This window comes from Thermodesulfobacteriota bacterium, from assembly GCA_031082315.1.
Classification (GTDB): Bacteria; Desulfobacterota; QYQD01; order QYQD01; family QYQD01; genus QYQD01.
On sequence record JAVHLC010000010.1, the window covers coordinates 120,146 to 134,744 of the forward strand.

The following is a 14,599-nucleotide window of genomic DNA, read 5'->3' on the forward strand; positions in this document are numbered from 1 at the left end:
TTTTTTACTTCGAGTATAATTCTACAATAAGCTGTTCTTGCATAGGCATGGTCAGGTCTTCACGCATCGGATAGGCCTTAACCGTGCCCCTAAAGTTATCTTTGTCCAATTCCAGCCATTGAGGAACGCCCCGCCTTACTACGGCTTCAATGGCCTCATTTATGACCAAAATAGACCGGCTTTTTTCTTTAATCTCTATAATATCCCCTACCTTCACCAGATAAGAAGGGATGTTAACTTTTTTACCGTTAACCAGAAAATGATCGTGTCTTACCAGGTGTCGGGCCTGTCTGCGCGCGCTGGCAAACCCTAACCGATAGACTGCATTATCTAAACGGCGCTCCAATAAAACCAGCAGATTCGTACCGGTCACGCCTTTCTGCCAGTCGGCCTTCTCAAAGCATGTACGGAACTGCCTCTCCAACAGTCCATACATCCTTTTGACTTTCTGCTTCTCACGTAATTGCAGACCATAATTGGAAACCTTTACCCTGGCCTGCCCATGTTGCCCGGGGACATAACTACGTCGTTCGAAGGCACATTTATCCGAATAGCACCGGTCACCTTTCAAAAAAAGTTTTGAACCTTCCCGCCGACACAAACGACAGGCAGGACCTGTGTATTTACCCAAGTTAAGACCTCCTCTATATTCCTTATATTTTTTTCAAACCGGACATGGGCAGTTTTACACCCTTCTTCTCTTGGGAGGACGGCATCCATTATGAGGAATGGGGGTAACGTCACGAATAAAGCTGATGTTAAAACCTGCCACCTGCAGCGCCCGCAACGCCGCCTCACGGCCGGCCCCCGGCCCTTTGACATAGACCTCGATGTGCCGCATCCCGCATTCCATAGCCTTTTTAGCCGCATCACTGGCCGCCGTCTGTGCAGCGAAAGGAGTCCCCTTGCGCGAGCCCTTAAACCCCTGGCAACCGGCGCTGGACCACGACACCACATTGCCGATTTTGTCCGTAATGGTGATGATAGTATTATTAAAAGTTGATTGGATATGAGCGATACCTTCAGGGATATCCTTTTTTTCCTTCTTCTTTCGTCCCGACCTCTTTACTTGAGCCATGCTCCCTCCTTATAAAATCTATCCCTTCTTGCGGCTAAGCATAGATCGCCTCGGCCCTTTTCGGGTACGGGCATTCGTACGCGTCCGTTGCCCTCTAAGCGGTAAAGACTTTCTATGCCGCAATCCACGGTAACAACCCAGATCCATCAATCTCTTTATGTCCATAGAGATATCACGGCGTAGGTCGCCTTCTACTTTATAATCCGCATCGATAATCTTTCTGATCTTGTTAATATCGTCGTCAGTTAAATTATCGCTCTTCTTGTTCCAGTCAATACCTGCTTTAGTCAGGATATCCTGGGCCGTCTTACGGCCGATGCCGTACATATAGGTTAAGGCGATCTCCAGTCGCTTCCCGCCCGGTAAATCAACTCCTGAAATCCTAGCCAATCGATGCCTCCTTTAAACAGGCTATCCCTGTTTTTGTTTATGCTTTGGATTCTCACAAATCACCCGAACTACACCCCGCCTTCGAATGATTACGCACTTACTACAGATTTTCTTAACAGATGGGTTAACCTTCATAATTATCTTACCTTCCCCTATAAATAATACGGCCCCGGGTCAAATCATACGGCGACAGTTCTACCCTCACCTTGTCTCCCGGCAATATCTTAATAAAATGCATCCTCATTTTTCCTGATATATGTGCCAGTATCCTGTGACCGTTTTCCAGCTCAACCCGGAACATAGCATTGGGCAGTGTTTCCACAACCTTCCCTTCTACTTCAATGGCCTCTTCTTTAGGCATAATAAAATATCCCCTAATTTAATCTATCAAGCCGGCTCAAAATACGGGGGCCATCTTCAGTAATAGCCACACAATGCTCAAAATGAGCAGACAAACTCCCATCTTTGGTCACTGCCGTCCACCCATCGCTCAAAATAGTCACTTCATAACTGCCCGCATTAATCATTGGTTCAATCGCCAGAACCATTCCCGTTTGAAGCCTTATCCCCTGACCGGGCTGGCCATAATTAGGCACTTCCGGCGGCTCATGGAGAGCGGTTCCGATGCCATGCCCAACAAATTGCCTGACCACCGAGAACCCTCTGCTTTCCGCATGTTTCTGGATGGCATGGGAAATGTCATACAGCCGGTTTGTGACCTTGGCTTCCTGTATCCCCAGGTAAAGGGCCTCTTCCGTAGTCCTGATCAGCAACTCGGCCTCGGCTGAGACCTTACCCACTGGAACAGTTATAGCCGCATCGCCGTAATAACCATCGTAAACCGCGCCAAAGTCTAAGCTTACGATATCTCCTTCTTTAAGTATACGTGTCGCAGCGGGTAGCCCGTGAACTACTTCATTATTTACCGAGACGCAGAGGCTAAAGGGATAACCTCTATATCCCAGGAAGGCGGGATCTGCTTTCCTGGCACACACCATCTGCCTGGCCGACTCATCTAATTCTATGGTAGCGATTCCAGGTCTTATCTTCTCCCGCAAGGCCTCCAGGACTTCGGCAACGATAGCGTTGCTTATCCTCATTTTTTCATTTTCCCATGGAGACTTTAAGATTATCTTTTGTCGGGATTTCCTTGATATCAATTCAACTGCCCAATATGCTCACTATCTTATTAAAGATATCGTCGATACTGCCTATCCCTGGAATAGATTTTAATATGCCCTTTTTCTGGTAATAATTAATAAGGGGCTTTGTCTGGGCGTCATAGACCTCCAGCCTGGACATTACCGTGCTCTCGGTATCATCGTCCCGCTGATAGAGTTCGCCCCCGCACTTATCACACACGTCTTTGTTAAGCGAAGGTTTAAAAATAGCGTGATACATAGATCCGCACTTGCGACAGGTGCGTCGCCCGGTCAGTCTCTTTACAAGTTCCTTGTTATCTACCTCTATACTAACAACATTGTCAATCTTGGATCCCATCCCGGCCAGAGCCTTGTCCAGGGCCTCAGCCTGCGCCACTGTACGGGGAAAACCATCCAGGATATATCCTTTTTTACAATCATCCCGCTTTAATCTTTCCTCTACCAATCCAATAACAATCTTATCAGGCACCAGTTGGCCTTTGTCCATATACTCTTTGGCCTTCATACCCAGTGGTGTCTTGTCTTTCAATGCCGCACGAAACATATCGCCGGTAGATATCTGCGGAACAGCATATTTCTCAATCAGCATTTTGGCCTGCGTTCCTTTGCCGGCCCCCGGTGGTCCCAAAAATATAATATTCATGGCCTCTCTCTTTTATCAGCAACGTTATATAATTTATTTTATCGGCCGCTTAATTTCCTACCTGCGCCCCTTAACTCGTCCTGATTTCAAAAATCCTTCGTAATGTCTGGCTACCATATGCGTCTCCATCTGGGCTATGGTGTCCATAGCCACGCCTACCACAATCAGTAAGGCCGTCCCCCCGAAATAAAACGGCACATTAAACTGGGCTATAAGTATAGAGGGAAGGACACAGACAGTCGACACATAAAAGGCTCCGATAAGAGTTACCCTGGAAAGCACGCGGTCGATAAATTCAGACGTCTTCTTGCCTGGCCGGATACCAGGTATATATCCTCCGTGCTTTTTCATATTCTCGGCCACATCAACCGGGTTAAAAACAACAGCCGTGTAAAAATAGCAAAAGAAAATAATAAAGCCGACATAAAGGATCTCATGGGAAATACTTCCTGGCGACAGAAGCTGAGACACTTTTTGTACCCAGGGGATATTGATAAAATTGGCTATAGTAGCCGGAAACATAATTATGGATGAGGCAAAAATAGGTGGAATAACGCCCGCCGTATTTATTTTTAACGGCAAATGCGTGCTCTGACCACCGTACATTTTCCGTCCTACTACCCGCTTCGCATATTGCACCGGGATCCTGCGCTGGCCCCGCTCCATAAATATGATAACTCCCACTACTGCTACCATCAAAGCAATTAAGAATAGTACAGATACAGCGCCGAGAGCACCGGTCCCCATAAGGCGGAAGGTATTGATAATTGCCGAAGGCAGCCTGGCTACAATACCCGCAAATATGATCAGAGATATGCCATTACCGATACCCCTCTCTGTAATCTTCTCCCCCAACCACATAATGAAGGCCGTACCGGAGGTCAACGTAATAACCGCCATTAACCGAAATCCCCATCCCGGAGAAATCACCACGGCCTCACCGGCCGGCCCGGTCATACTTTCCAGACCTATGCTGATCCCAAGTCCTTGTATAATGCTTAAGACTACCGTCCCGTAGCGCGTATATTGGGTTATCTTTTTCCGGCCGGCCTCTCCCTCTTTGGAAAGCCTTTCCAGATGCGGAATAACCACTGTTAACAATTGTAAGATAATCGAAGCGCTGATATAGGGCATAATACCCAGGGCAAAGATTGAAAACTTTTCCAGCGCTCCACCGGAGAACATGTCAAACAGGCCAAAGAGTGTCCCCTGCTTGGCCGCAAAAAAGGCAGCCAGCGCCTCGGTATTAATACCCGGAGTAGGTATCTGTGCCCCAATCCGGAAAACGGCCAGCATCATCAGCGTAAAAAATATACGCTTCCTGAGTTCTGCGATTCCCGCTATATTTTGAAAACCGCCCAGCACTTAACCTATAACCTCAATTGCTCCGCCTGCCGATTCAATCTTCTGACGGGCGACCTCGCTAATCCTATGGGCGCGAACAGTAAAAGCCTTTTGCACCTCGCCCATGCCCAATACCTTTACCAGTGCATCCCGATTTTTTATCAGCCCTGCCTTTTTCATCTCTTCCAGGCCGATTACGCTAATATCACCGCACCTGGCCAGGTCACGAAGGTTAATGATAGTATAATCTTTTCGGAAAATATTCCTAAAGCCGCGTTTGGGCAAGCGCCGCTGAAGAGGCATCTGCCCGCCTTCAAATCCGGGAGAGACACCTCCCCCCGATCGCGCCTTCTGTCCCTTTGCACCCCGGCAGGCCGTCTTCCCGTGGCCGGAACCCTCTCCGCGCCCGACACGTTTTCTCTTTCTCTTTGAGCCGGAGGAGGGCTTAAGCTCATGTAAAGTCGTCATCATCTACTCCTGTATCTCAACTAAATGGATAACCTTACGGATCATTCCTCGAATCTCCGGTGTGTCCTTGCGCACCACCGTCTTGCCGGTTCTGGTCAAACCAAGCCCGTGTAACACCAAACGCTGGGACCCGGGCCGCCCGATAGCGCTCTTCTTTAAGGTTATTTTAATAGCCTTGTCCATCTTCCCTTCCTGCACAAAAACTTATCTAGGCTGTAATTCCTTCAATCGCCTTGCCCCGGCGTTTAGCTACGCTTTCAGGACTACGCAATAAGCTCAACCCGTTTAAGGTAGCCTTAACCACATTATGCGGGTTATTCGATCCCAAACACTTTGTCAGTATATTTTGTATCCCGGCGACCTCGACTACCGCTCTTACCGCGCCGCCGGCAATGACCCCGGTCCCCTCTGACGCCGGCATCAGCACGACACGGCCTGCGCCATATTCCCCGATAATCTCATGGGGGATGGTCTTATTTAACAAAGGCACTAATATCATATTTTTTTTGGCCTTCTCCACGGCCTTGCTTATAGCCACCGGCACTTCCTTAGCCTTGCCGAGACCGTAGCCGACCCTGCCCTGTCCATCGCCAACCACAACAATGGCCGCAAAGCCAAACCGCCTTCCGCCCTTGACCACTTTGGCGACACGGTTTATATGGACCACTTTGTCTATTAATTTAAACTGAGATTCCAATCCCGATTCTTTGTCTAACAACGATGCCCCTCCCCTTTAAAAATCCAGCCCGCCTTCTCTGGCTCCATTCGACAGGGCCTTGACTCTACCATGATAAAGAAACCCGCAACGGTCAAACACTACCTTTTTAATACCCTTGGCTAAGGCCTTGGCCGCAATCAACTTCCCTACTTCCAGGGCCACATTCACTTTCCCTTCAAGTTTATCCTTTTTTTCACGGATCTCCTTGCTGAGCGTGGAAGCAGATACCAGTGATATGCCCATCTCATCATTTATAATCTGGGCATATATATGCTTAGCGGTGCGGAACACGGTCAACCGAGGTCTTTCACTGGTACCGGCGATCTTCGCACGTATCCTCTTTTTTCTCTTTAATCTCATCTCTTGTTTTAAGTTACATACTGCCATAGAAACACCTTTTTCAGGATTCTTAATTAGTGTTCATCTGGAAACTACTGTTTCCAGTCGTGCCGCAGGCGGATTCGCCTGAGCGAAAAAATCTAATACAAACAACAGATTAGCTGAACGCTGATAGCTGAGTGCTGACAGCTCATCCGATTTTTTGGGATTTCCGGATAAAAATTAATTACTTCTTGCCGGTCTTCCCGGCTTTTTTGCGGATAACTTCATCCGCATAACGGATGCCTTTGCCTTTGTAAGGCTCCGGCGGCCTTAGCCGCCTGATACGGTCGCAAATCAAACCCAGAAGTTCTTTATCTATGCCTTCCAGGGTTAATCTGGTCTGTTTCTCAACCTTGGCCGATATATTCTCGGGCAAGGCAAAATTAACCGGATGAGAATAACCCAGATTAAATATGAGCTGATTTCCCTGCAACTCTACCCGGTATCCCACCCCTATAAGATCCATAACTTTACTAAATCCGGCGCTTACGCCCGTGACCATATTAGCCACCAGGGCGCGGGTCAACCCGCCCAAAGCATTTGTGGCCGAGGAGTCATCTCTTTTCTTTATTAAAATCTGCCCATCTTCAACCGCTATATTTACAACCGGATTAATAGGCCTGCTTAGACTGCCCCTGCGGCCGCGCACCGTAATTATGTCATCCGCCAGCTCTACATGGACATCTTTGGGTATAGGAATTGGCTTCTTGCCAATCCGCGACATCGACATCTCTAACCTCCACTCGTCTTGTTACGTCTCATTATAAAAATTCTCTTTTACCATACCTGGCACAACAGCTCTCCGCCAACGGCATTTTTACGGGCTTCCTCGCCGGTCATAACCCCCTTGGATGTGGAAAGAATAGCAATGCCCATGCCGCGCATTACCTTGGGGATATCTTCCTGCCGGACATAAACCCGCCGGCTGGCCTTGCTTATCCTCTTTAGCGAATTAAAAATACTCTTGTTGCTCTCATCATATTTCAGATAGATACGCAGTATGGTATGTCCCTTATCCTTAACGATCTTGTAATTTTTGATAAAGCCTTCTTCTTTTAACACCCGGGCCACATTAGCCTTCATATTAGAAAACGGGATGTCCACCTTTTCAAATCGCGCTTTTCCCCCGTTTCTTATCCGGGTAAGCAGGTCACTCAAGGAATCCGTCATGCACATATTAATGACACCTCTTATTTTTATCCGGCGGCCAAAGTCTTACCAGCTAGACTTAATTACACCGGGTATTTCACCCTTTCCAGCCATATTGCGGAAGCATATACGGCAGATACCAAACCGCCTTATAAAAGCCCTCGGTCGTCCACAGAGCGGACAGCGATTGTAACTCCGCGCACTAAACTTCTGAGGGCTTTTTGCCTTTTCAATCAAAGACTTTTTGGCCAAGATATTCCTCCTTATCTAGCTTCTGAATGGCATACCCAGCAGTTTCAATAAATATCTGCCCTCGGCATCAGTCTGGGCTGAAGTAACAATGGTCACATTAAGACCTCTTATTTTTTCAACCTTATTATAGTCGATCTCCGGGAATATAATCTGCTCCTTGATGCCCAAGGTGTAATTCCCTCTACCGTCAAAAGACCCTTCAGATACCCCTCTGAAGTCTCGCACCCGAGGCAGGGCCACATGCACCAGCTTTGCGAGAAAATCATACATGCGGTCTCCGCGTAAGGTCACCATGCAACCAATAGACATTCCCTCGCGCAGCTTAAAAGAAGCTATTGACTTCCTGGCCTTGGTTATCACCGGTCGCTGTCCGGCGATTAGAGTTAACTCTTCTGTCGCCGATTCCAGCGCTTTTGCATTTTGAATAGCCTCCCCTAAGCCCATGTTAAGCATAATCTTAACCAGTTTAGGAAGCTGCATAGTATTTTTGTAACCAAACTCCTTCATCAGGAGAGGCACACATTCCTTATGATAAAACTCCTTCATCGAAGCCATGCCAAAGCCTCCAGCATCATACCGCTTTTATCCTTTATTATTTTCAATAGGTTCACCGCATTTACGGCAGATACGCACCTTCTTCCCGTCTTCAAGGGTTTTAAAGCCAACCCGTACGGGGTCTGTACATTTTGGACAAACCAACATCAGGTTCGATATGTGTACCGGGGCCTCTTTCTCTATAATGCCACCCTCTTTTGAAAGCGGCCCTGGGCGCGTATGTCTCTTCGCTACATTAACCTTCTCTACCAGTGCCCGATATTTCTTGGGGATAATCCTTAATACCTTGCCTATCTTACCCTTATCCTTGCCGACCATGACCATTACCCGGTCATTCTTCTTTATATAAGTCTTTAGGCTATCCATCCCTAAAGTACCTCCGGAGCCAAAGAAATAATCTTCATGAATTTTTTTGCCCGTAGTTCCCGGGCCACCGGCCCAAAGATACGCGTTCCGACAGGCTCCCCCTGGGCATTAATAAGCACTGCCGAATTATCATCAAAGCGGATATAACTTCCATCCGGACGTCCTAATTCTTTAGTCGTCCGTACGACTACGGCCCGCATCACATCCCCCTTTTTTACCTTAGAATTGGGCAGGGCCTCTTTAACAGAAACAATGATTAGGTCGCCCACACGGGCATATCGTCGTCGTGTGCCGCCCAACACCCGGATGCAACCCACAAGTTTTGCTCCTGAGTTGTCAGCCACATTCAATCTGGTTTCTGTCTGTATCATTGCCTTATTCCCCTTATTGTCCTCAAGTGGGCTATTATTAGTCCGGGAGATATAGCTAATTAGCCTTAAACTGCCCGCTCAATAACCTGTCTTACCCCCCACCTTTTATCACGGCTCAACGGGCGACATTCCTCAATCATTACCTTATCGCCCACTTTACAGGCATTGGCTTCATCGTGAGCCTTATACCTGGCCCGCCTGCGGACATATTTTTTATAGACAGGATGTTTAACCAGCCGTTCTACCTGCACAACTATCGTCTTGTCCATTTTATCACTGACTACGATACCGATTTGTGTTTTACGATGTCCAGCTTCTTTCATTCCTTGTCACCTTCAAGACCAAAAGCTAAAACTTTTTATTTTTCACAGATAACCGTCTCGACCCGGGCAATATCACGCTTTAATAAACGAAACCTAGCCGTATTTTCCAATTGCTGGGTCGAATGCTGAAATTTAATTCTGAACAACTCCTCCCTGAGGTCCTTAATCTTCGTCTGTAGTTCATCCGGACTTAAGGCACGGAGGTCTTTTGCTTTCATGATAATTCACTCCTTGATACAACCTGTGTAGGCAGAGGCAATTTATACGCAGCCAGTCTTAGGGCTTCCATAGCCACTGCCTTGCTGACTCCCTCCATCTCATAGAGAATGCGCCCCGGTTTAATCACGGCCACCCATCCCTCCGGGGCCCCTTTCCCTTTACCCATACGTGTCTCAGCGGGCTTTTTAGTAACCGGCTTATCAGGGAATATCCTTATCCATACCTTGCCGCCGCGCTTAACATGCCGGGTGATAGCGATTCGCGCCGCCTCGATCTGTTGAGAAGTCAGCCGGCCGCAAGTTACTGCCTGGAGCCCATAATCACCAAAAGCCAGAGCGCTCCCTCTATAGGCTGCCCCCTTCATACGCCCTTTCTGCTGCTTGCGATATTTAACTTTTTTGGGACTAAGCATATTGTTCCTCTTAGGTTAAATCTTCTTACGCAGTGCCCGCTTCCGGAAACACTTCGCCTTTGAACATCCACACCTTGACCCCGATGATCCCGTATGTGGTCTTGGCTTCAGCAAAACCATAGTCTATATCGGCGCGTAGGGTATGCAGCGGCACCCGCCCTTCCCGGTACCACTCCCGCCTGGCCATCTCTGCGCCGCCAAGCCGACCGGCGCAAGCTATCCGTACGCCCTTAGCGCCCAGCCTTAGGGACGTAAAAACCGCCTTTTTCATGGCCCGGCGAAACGAAACCCGCCGCTCCAGTTGCAAGGCCACACTTTCTGCTACCAGTTGAGCATCCAGTTCCGGTTTCCGCACTTCGTGAATATCTAAAATAACCGGCCGCTTAATCTGCTTCTCTATCTCCTGTTTAAGCTTCTCTATCTCTGCTCCCTTTTTACCGATGACGATGCTGGGCCGGGCGGTATAAATCTTCACCTTTAGCTTATCAGCAGCCCGCTCGATCAAGAGCCTGGAAATCCCGGCATGATAAAGCTTTTTCTTTATGAAGTCCCGAATCTTTCTGTCTTCATAAACAAAGGCTGCAAAATCTTTTTTAGCAAACCATCGTGAATCCCAGGTTCTTATATAACCAAGCCTAAAACTAATCGGATTTACCTTCTGCCCCAAGTTATCCTCCTGCCTTATCTCCTAATTTTCATCCAGAACTACGGTTATATGACTCGTACGTTTGATTATGCGATTAGCCTTTCCCATGGACCTAGGCCGCCAACGTTTTAGCCTGGGGCCTTCATCGACGAATATCTTCTTAATATAAAGTGTGTCCACGTCTATTTTAGGATTCTGTGCGGCATTCGCCAAGGCTGAATAGATAACCTTACTCACCAGTCGCGCAGCCTTTTTCGGTACAAACTTCAAGAGATTCAAGGCCTCATTTACCTTCTTACCGCTTACCGGTCTGGTCACCGTTCTGGCCTTCATTGCAGAAATGCGCACATGCCTTGCTACTGCTTTAGACTCCATAGCTCCTTACACTCCCCAGTCCAAAATCACCTGCCTGCGTATATGATCTATCCGTTAAATCTATAAAAACAACCCCTGCAAGCTACTTCTTCCCCTTAACTTTGGTCTTACGATCGCCAGAATGGGCATGAAAAGTACGCGTGGGCGAAAATTCTCCGAGTTTATGGCCTACCATATTCTCAGAGACAAAAACCGGTATAAATTTCCTACCATTGTGCACTGCAAATGTAATACCGACCATATCCGGTATGACAGTTGACCGCCGTGACCAGGTTTTAATGACCTTTTTCCCTTGAGATTGACGGGCCTCATCCAGCTTCTTCATTAAATGTCCATCTACAAAGGGACCTTTCTTAACTGATCTTGCCACCCTGCTCCCCCCTCGAAATTACATGACCATCAAACTCGTGCCTGAACCACGTATTAATAGATTGATAATACCTAGGAACGCCTTTTAATTATAAGTTTATCACTGCTCTTTCGCCGACGGGTCTTATAGCCCTTGGTAGGATAGCCCCATGGCGTACAGGGATGCCTGCCTCCGGAAGACTTTCCTTCACCCCCACCCATAGGATGGTCGACCGGGTTCATAGCCACACCGCGGACATGAGGTCTTTTTCCCATCCATCTCGCACGGCCGGCCTTACCCAAAGAGACGCTTTCATGTTCCAGATTACCGACTTGACCCACCGTAGCCATACAGGCCACATGAACCTGCCGCACTTCACCCGAAGGCAACTTAATCTGACTATATTTACCCTCTTTAGCCATGAGCTGACCATAGGATCCGGCGCTCCGTATAATCTGCCCACCCCTGCCGGGCCGTAGTTCCAGGTTATGCACCAATGTACCCATGGGCATCTTACCAATAGGCAGGGCATTGCCTGGCTTAATGTCCGCATTTTCGCCGGACACCACTGTATCCCCTACCGCCAGGCCAACTGGAGCTAAAATGTAGCGTTTTTCTCCATCTGCGTAATGGAGGAGGGCAATGCGCGCCGAACGGTTAGGATCATACTCAATGCTCGCCACCATTGCTGAAACATCACGCTTGTCACGTTTGAAATCAATCAATCTATATTTTCGCTTATGTCCCCCGCCTTTATGTCGCGCCGTCATCCGGCCCGCATTATTTCGGCCGCCGCTCTTATTTATAGGAACCAGAAGGCTCTTTTCCGCCTCAACCGCCGACAGGCCCTCGCCCACAATAGCAGTTTGCGTCCTTCTACCCGGTGATGTAGGTTTATAACTCTTGATTGGCATACCCGTCCCTCATACTAAAACTCTATCTAAACGCCTTCGAAAAATTCTATGCGTTCTCCAGGCCTTAAAGTCACAATGGCCTTCTTCCAGTCGGAACTATATCCCATATTACGGCCAACCCGTCTCTGTTTGCCGGGGTTAACCTGGGTCCGTACAGCTGCCACCTTGGCCTTAAAAATACGCTCGACGGCCTCTTTTATCTCTATTTTATTAGCTTGCCGGTCCACAACAAAACAAACCTGATTGGCATTTTCTTTCTGCCAGGTGCTTTTCTCCGTGAGGCATGGGCCTTTTATTATTTGATATATATCCTTCATGACAAGAGAAACTCCTCGATCTTTGGGATACAATCCCTGTGCAAAATCAGATTATTATGTATCAAGATGTCATGCACATTAATATCCGTGTACGGCAAGACATCTACGTAAGGTATATTGCGGGCTGATTTTTCCAGGTTTTCCTGCCGCTCGTTCATTACAATCAAGACATTTTCTACACCGAGATTATTCATGGTCTGGACAATTTTTTTTGTCTTGATCTCATCTAAAGTAAAATCATCCACAATCAACATCTGGCTATCTCTCAGCTTGGCGCTTAAGGCCATGCGTAGCGCCAGTTTTCTGACCTTGCGCGTCACCTTATAGCTATAGTCACGCGGTTTTGGGCCAAAAACTGCTCCTCCGCGTCTCCACACAGGCGAGGTATTACTACCACTCCGCGCCCGTCCCGTGCCCTTCTGACGCCAGGGCTTGCTCCCGCCACCGCTGACCTCACTCCGGTCTTTAGTTGAAGCTGTACCTGCACGGCGCTTGGCCAGTTGCATAGTCACAACCTCATGCAGCACATCTTCTCGAACCGGAACACTAAAGACATCATCGTTCAGAGTAATCTCTGAAACTTTCTCTTTTTGCATGTTATAGACATCTAGGACTGGCATTATAACATCCCTCAATAAGCCATACTTATCTTAAAGGCATTTATGTATCAACAGCAGGCCATTTTTACTTCCTGGTACCGACCCCTTGAGCACCAGCAAATTTTCATCCGGCCGCACATCTAAAATGGTCAGGTTTTTCACTGTAACCCGGCTATTACCCATGTGGCCGGGCATCTTTTTCCCCTTAATGACGCGCGACGGGAAAGAACTGGCCCCAATAGAACCCACGACACGGTGGGACATGGAGCCATGCGTATCCTTGCCCCCATGGAAGCCATGCCGCTTTATAACGCCGGCAAAACCGCGCCCCTTACTAATCCCCGCCACATCTATTTTTTCGCCAACCTCAAAGTTTTCTACCGTGACCTCCTGTCCTAATTCATAGGACTCGAGTTCCTCGCCATCAATAGAAAACTCACGCAAGTAACGGTAACATCCCTTGCCTGCTTTTTTAAAATGGCCGGCCTCTGGTTTAGTCACACGACTTTCCTTCTGAGGCATAAAACCCAACTGGACAGCATTGTAGCCATCCTTCTCTCTGGTTTTTTTCTGGATAATAGTACAAGGCCCTGCCTCTACCACCGTTACCGGAATGGAATGTCCCTCTTCCGAAAAAATACGGGCCGTTCCCAGCTTACGCGCTAGCATTCCCCTGATCATCTCTTCATCCTATAACCTTCAGATTTTAAACGAAAAATCTTCTAGAGTTTTATCTCGACATCGACCCCGGCCGAAAGTTCCAGTTTCATAAGGGCGTCGATGGTTTGTTGCGTCGGCTCCAAAATATCCAGAAGCCTTTTATGTGTCCGAATTTCGAACTGCTCTCTGGACTTTTTATCCACATGGGGAGAGCGCAAGACACAATACTTGTTAATTACCGTAGGTAGAGGAATGGGCCCCGCCACCTTCCCCCCGGCACGCCTCACTGTTTCCACAATCTCAGCCGTAGACTGATCCAAAAGGTTATGATCATAACCCTTCAAACGGATACGAATTTTATGGTTTTGAATCATATTTCTTTCCCATCCTGATGCCAGGAAATTATTTTATTCCATTATTTCGCTGATGACGCCTGCCCCAACGGTGCGTCCACCCTCTCGAATAGCAAACCTGAGTTCCTTCTCCATCGCTATCGGTGTGATTAAATCCACCTCCATCGATACATTGTCCCCAGGCATCACCATCTCCACTCCATCCGGCAGCTTCACTATCCCGGTAACATCCGTCGTCCGAAAATAAAACTGCGGCCTGTACCCGTTGAAAAACGGCGTATGCCGCCCTCCCTCTTCCTTCGTCAATATGTACGACTCCGCCTTAAACTTCGTATGCGGCGTTATGCTCCCAGGCTTCGCTACCACCTGACCTCGCTCTACCTCATCACGCTTCGTACCCCTAAGCAGCACCCCTATATTGTCCCCGGCCTGCCCCTGATCCAATATCTTGCGAAACATCTCCACACCGGTGCATACCGTCTTCGTCGTCGGACGTATCCCTACTATCTCCACCTCTTCTCCTACCTTCACCATCCCTCGCTCTACCCGGCCCG

General features: G+C 48.1%; 30 protein-coding genes. All 30 read right to left on the reverse strand.

The features are described 5' to 3' along the window. Positions 1-4: 4 nt before the first annotated feature. Positions 5-631 (reverse strand): 30S ribosomal protein S4, encoded by a 627-nt coding sequence (rpsD, locus tag RDU59_10205; GenBank protein MDQ7838844.1) that lies wholly within the window; start codon positions 629-631, stop codon positions 5-7. Positions 632-685: 54 nt separating this feature from the next. Further along, positions 686-1,078, reverse strand: coding sequence for a 30S ribosomal protein S11 (gene rpsK / locus RDU59_10210; protein ID MDQ7838845.1), 393 nt, complete (start codon positions 1,076-1,078; stop codon positions 686-688). An 18-nt stretch (positions 1,079-1,096) separates the two neighbouring features. Further along, on the reverse strand, positions 1,097-1,468 hold the full coding sequence (gene rpsM, locus RDU59_10215) for a 30S ribosomal protein S13 (GenBank protein MDQ7838846.1): 372 nt from the start codon (positions 1,466-1,468) through the stop codon (positions 1,097-1,099). A 21-nt stretch (positions 1,469-1,489) separates the two neighbouring features. Then, the gene (gene rpmJ / locus RDU59_10220; GenBank protein MDQ7838847.1) at positions 1,490-1,603 is read right to left on the reverse strand and encodes a 50S ribosomal protein L36; all 114 of its coding nucleotides are present in this window, start codon (positions 1,601-1,603) and stop codon (positions 1,490-1,492) included. Between the two features lie 7 nt (positions 1,604-1,610). After that, complete coding sequence (gene infA / locus RDU59_10225; GenBank protein ID MDQ7838848.1) at positions 1,611-1,829, reverse strand: translation initiation factor IF-1; 219 nt, start codon at positions 1,827-1,829, stop codon at positions 1,611-1,613. A 13-nt stretch (positions 1,830-1,842) separates the two neighbouring features. Beyond that, a complete protein-coding gene (map, locus tag RDU59_10230; protein MDQ7838849.1) occupies positions 1,843-2,601 on the reverse strand; it encodes a type I methionyl aminopeptidase in 759 nt (252 codons plus the stop codon). Positions 2,602-2,629: 28 nt separating this feature from the next. Then, positions 2,630-3,274, reverse strand: a complete 645-nt coding sequence (locus RDU59_10235; GenBank protein ID MDQ7838850.1) for an adenylate kinase — start codon at positions 3,272-3,274, stop codon at positions 2,630-2,632. A gap of 57 nt (positions 3,275-3,331) precedes the next feature. Continuing rightward, positions 3,332-4,639, reverse strand: coding sequence for a preprotein translocase subunit SecY (secY, locus tag RDU59_10240; GenBank protein ID MDQ7838851.1), 1,308 nt, complete (start codon positions 4,637-4,639; stop codon positions 3,332-3,334). After that, the gene (rplO, locus tag RDU59_10245) at positions 4,640-5,086 is read right to left on the reverse strand and encodes a 50S ribosomal protein L15 (protein MDQ7838852.1); all 447 of its coding nucleotides are present in this window, start codon (positions 5,084-5,086) and stop codon (positions 4,640-4,642) included. A 3-nt stretch (positions 5,087-5,089) separates the two neighbouring features. Then, positions 5,090-5,269 (reverse strand): 50S ribosomal protein L30, encoded by a 180-nt coding sequence (gene rpmD / locus RDU59_10250; GenBank protein MDQ7838853.1) that lies wholly within the window; start codon positions 5,267-5,269, stop codon positions 5,090-5,092. A 25-nt stretch (positions 5,270-5,294) separates the two neighbouring features. Continuing rightward, the gene (gene rpsE, locus RDU59_10255; GenBank protein ID MDQ7838854.1) at positions 5,295-5,783 is read right to left on the reverse strand and encodes a 30S ribosomal protein S5; all 489 of its coding nucleotides are present in this window, start codon (positions 5,781-5,783) and stop codon (positions 5,295-5,297) included. 36 nt (positions 5,784-5,819) lie between these two features. Continuing rightward, positions 5,820-6,191 (reverse strand): 50S ribosomal protein L18, encoded by a 372-nt coding sequence (gene rplR, locus RDU59_10260; GenBank protein MDQ7838855.1) that lies wholly within the window; start codon positions 6,189-6,191, stop codon positions 5,820-5,822. A gap of 178 nt (positions 6,192-6,369) precedes the next feature. Beyond that, the gene (rplF, locus tag RDU59_10265) at positions 6,370-6,915 is read right to left on the reverse strand and encodes a 50S ribosomal protein L6 (protein MDQ7838856.1); all 546 of its coding nucleotides are present in this window, start codon (positions 6,913-6,915) and stop codon (positions 6,370-6,372) included. A gap of 47 nt (positions 6,916-6,962) precedes the next feature. Then, positions 6,963-7,361 carry a 30S ribosomal protein S8 gene (gene rpsH / locus RDU59_10270; GenBank protein ID MDQ7838857.1) on the reverse strand — a complete coding sequence of 133 codons (399 nt, stop codon included), beginning with the start codon at positions 7,359-7,361 and terminating at the stop codon, positions 6,963-6,965. Between the two features lie 39 nt (positions 7,362-7,400). After that, positions 7,401-7,586: a type Z 30S ribosomal protein S14 gene (locus RDU59_10275; GenBank protein MDQ7838858.1), complete on the reverse strand. Its 186-nt coding sequence runs from the start codon at positions 7,584-7,586 to the stop codon at positions 7,401-7,403. A gap of 15 nt (positions 7,587-7,601) precedes the next feature. Beyond that, complete coding sequence (gene rplE / locus RDU59_10280) at positions 7,602-8,141, reverse strand: 50S ribosomal protein L5 (protein MDQ7838859.1); 540 nt, start codon at positions 8,139-8,141, stop codon at positions 7,602-7,604. Between the two features lie 27 nt (positions 8,142-8,168). Then, positions 8,169-8,507, reverse strand: coding sequence for a 50S ribosomal protein L24 (gene rplX, locus RDU59_10285; GenBank protein ID MDQ7838860.1), 339 nt, complete (start codon positions 8,505-8,507; stop codon positions 8,169-8,171). 2 nt (positions 8,508-8,509) lie between these two features. Beyond that, positions 8,510-8,878, reverse strand: coding sequence for a 50S ribosomal protein L14 (gene rplN, locus RDU59_10290; protein ID MDQ7838861.1), 369 nt, complete (start codon positions 8,876-8,878; stop codon positions 8,510-8,512). A 65-nt stretch (positions 8,879-8,943) separates the two neighbouring features. After that, positions 8,944-9,201: a 30S ribosomal protein S17 gene (rpsQ, locus tag RDU59_10295; GenBank protein MDQ7838862.1), complete on the reverse strand. Its 258-nt coding sequence runs from the start codon at positions 9,199-9,201 to the stop codon at positions 8,944-8,946. Positions 9,202-9,236: 35 nt separating this feature from the next. Next, the gene (gene rpmC, locus RDU59_10300; protein ID MDQ7838863.1) at positions 9,237-9,419 is read right to left on the reverse strand and encodes a 50S ribosomal protein L29; all 183 of its coding nucleotides are present in this window, start codon (positions 9,417-9,419) and stop codon (positions 9,237-9,239) included. Then, on the reverse strand, positions 9,416-9,832 hold the full coding sequence (rplP, locus tag RDU59_10305; protein ID MDQ7838864.1) for a 50S ribosomal protein L16: 417 nt from the start codon (positions 9,830-9,832) through the stop codon (positions 9,416-9,418). Before rplP ends, rpmC begins: the two co-directional genes overlap by 4 nt. Positions 9,833-9,857: 25 nt before the next feature. Continuing rightward, complete coding sequence (rpsC, locus tag RDU59_10310) at positions 9,858-10,499, reverse strand: 30S ribosomal protein S3 (protein ID MDQ7838865.1); 642 nt, start codon at positions 10,497-10,499, stop codon at positions 9,858-9,860. A gap of 21 nt (positions 10,500-10,520) precedes the next feature. Next, positions 10,521-10,853 carry a 50S ribosomal protein L22 gene (gene rplV / locus RDU59_10315; protein ID MDQ7838866.1) on the reverse strand — a complete coding sequence of 111 codons (333 nt, stop codon included), beginning with the start codon at positions 10,851-10,853 and terminating at the stop codon, positions 10,521-10,523. Positions 10,854-10,935: 82 nt separating this feature from the next. Further along, on the reverse strand, positions 10,936-11,223 hold the full coding sequence (gene rpsS, locus RDU59_10320) for a 30S ribosomal protein S19 (protein ID MDQ7838867.1): 288 nt from the start codon (positions 11,221-11,223) through the stop codon (positions 10,936-10,938). 71 nt (positions 11,224-11,294) lie between these two features. Further along, the gene (gene rplB, locus RDU59_10325) at positions 11,295-12,116 is read right to left on the reverse strand and encodes a 50S ribosomal protein L2 (GenBank protein ID MDQ7838868.1); all 822 of its coding nucleotides are present in this window, start codon (positions 12,114-12,116) and stop codon (positions 11,295-11,297) included. Positions 12,117-12,142: 26 nt separating this feature from the next. Further along, positions 12,143-12,433, reverse strand: coding sequence for a 50S ribosomal protein L23 (locus RDU59_10330; protein MDQ7838869.1), 291 nt, complete (start codon positions 12,431-12,433; stop codon positions 12,143-12,145). Beyond that, positions 12,430-13,053 (reverse strand): 50S ribosomal protein L4, encoded by a 624-nt coding sequence (gene rplD, locus RDU59_10335; GenBank protein ID MDQ7838870.1) that lies wholly within the window; start codon positions 13,051-13,053, stop codon positions 12,430-12,432. Before rplD ends, RDU59_10330 begins: the two co-directional genes overlap by 4 nt. 30 nt (positions 13,054-13,083) lie before the next feature. Beyond that, positions 13,084-13,713: a 50S ribosomal protein L3 gene (rplC, locus tag RDU59_10340; GenBank protein ID MDQ7838871.1), complete on the reverse strand. Its 630-nt coding sequence runs from the start codon at positions 13,711-13,713 to the stop codon at positions 13,084-13,086. 41 nt (positions 13,714-13,754) lie between these two features. Further along, the gene (rpsJ, locus tag RDU59_10345) at positions 13,755-14,063 is read right to left on the reverse strand and encodes a 30S ribosomal protein S10 (GenBank protein ID MDQ7838872.1); all 309 of its coding nucleotides are present in this window, start codon (positions 14,061-14,063) and stop codon (positions 13,755-13,757) included. Between the two features lie 36 nt (positions 14,064-14,099). Beyond that, positions 14,100-14,599: EF-Tu/IF-2/RF-3 family GTPase (locus tag RDU59_10350; GenBank protein MDQ7838873.1), on the reverse strand; the 500-nt coding region annotated here is incomplete at its 5' end.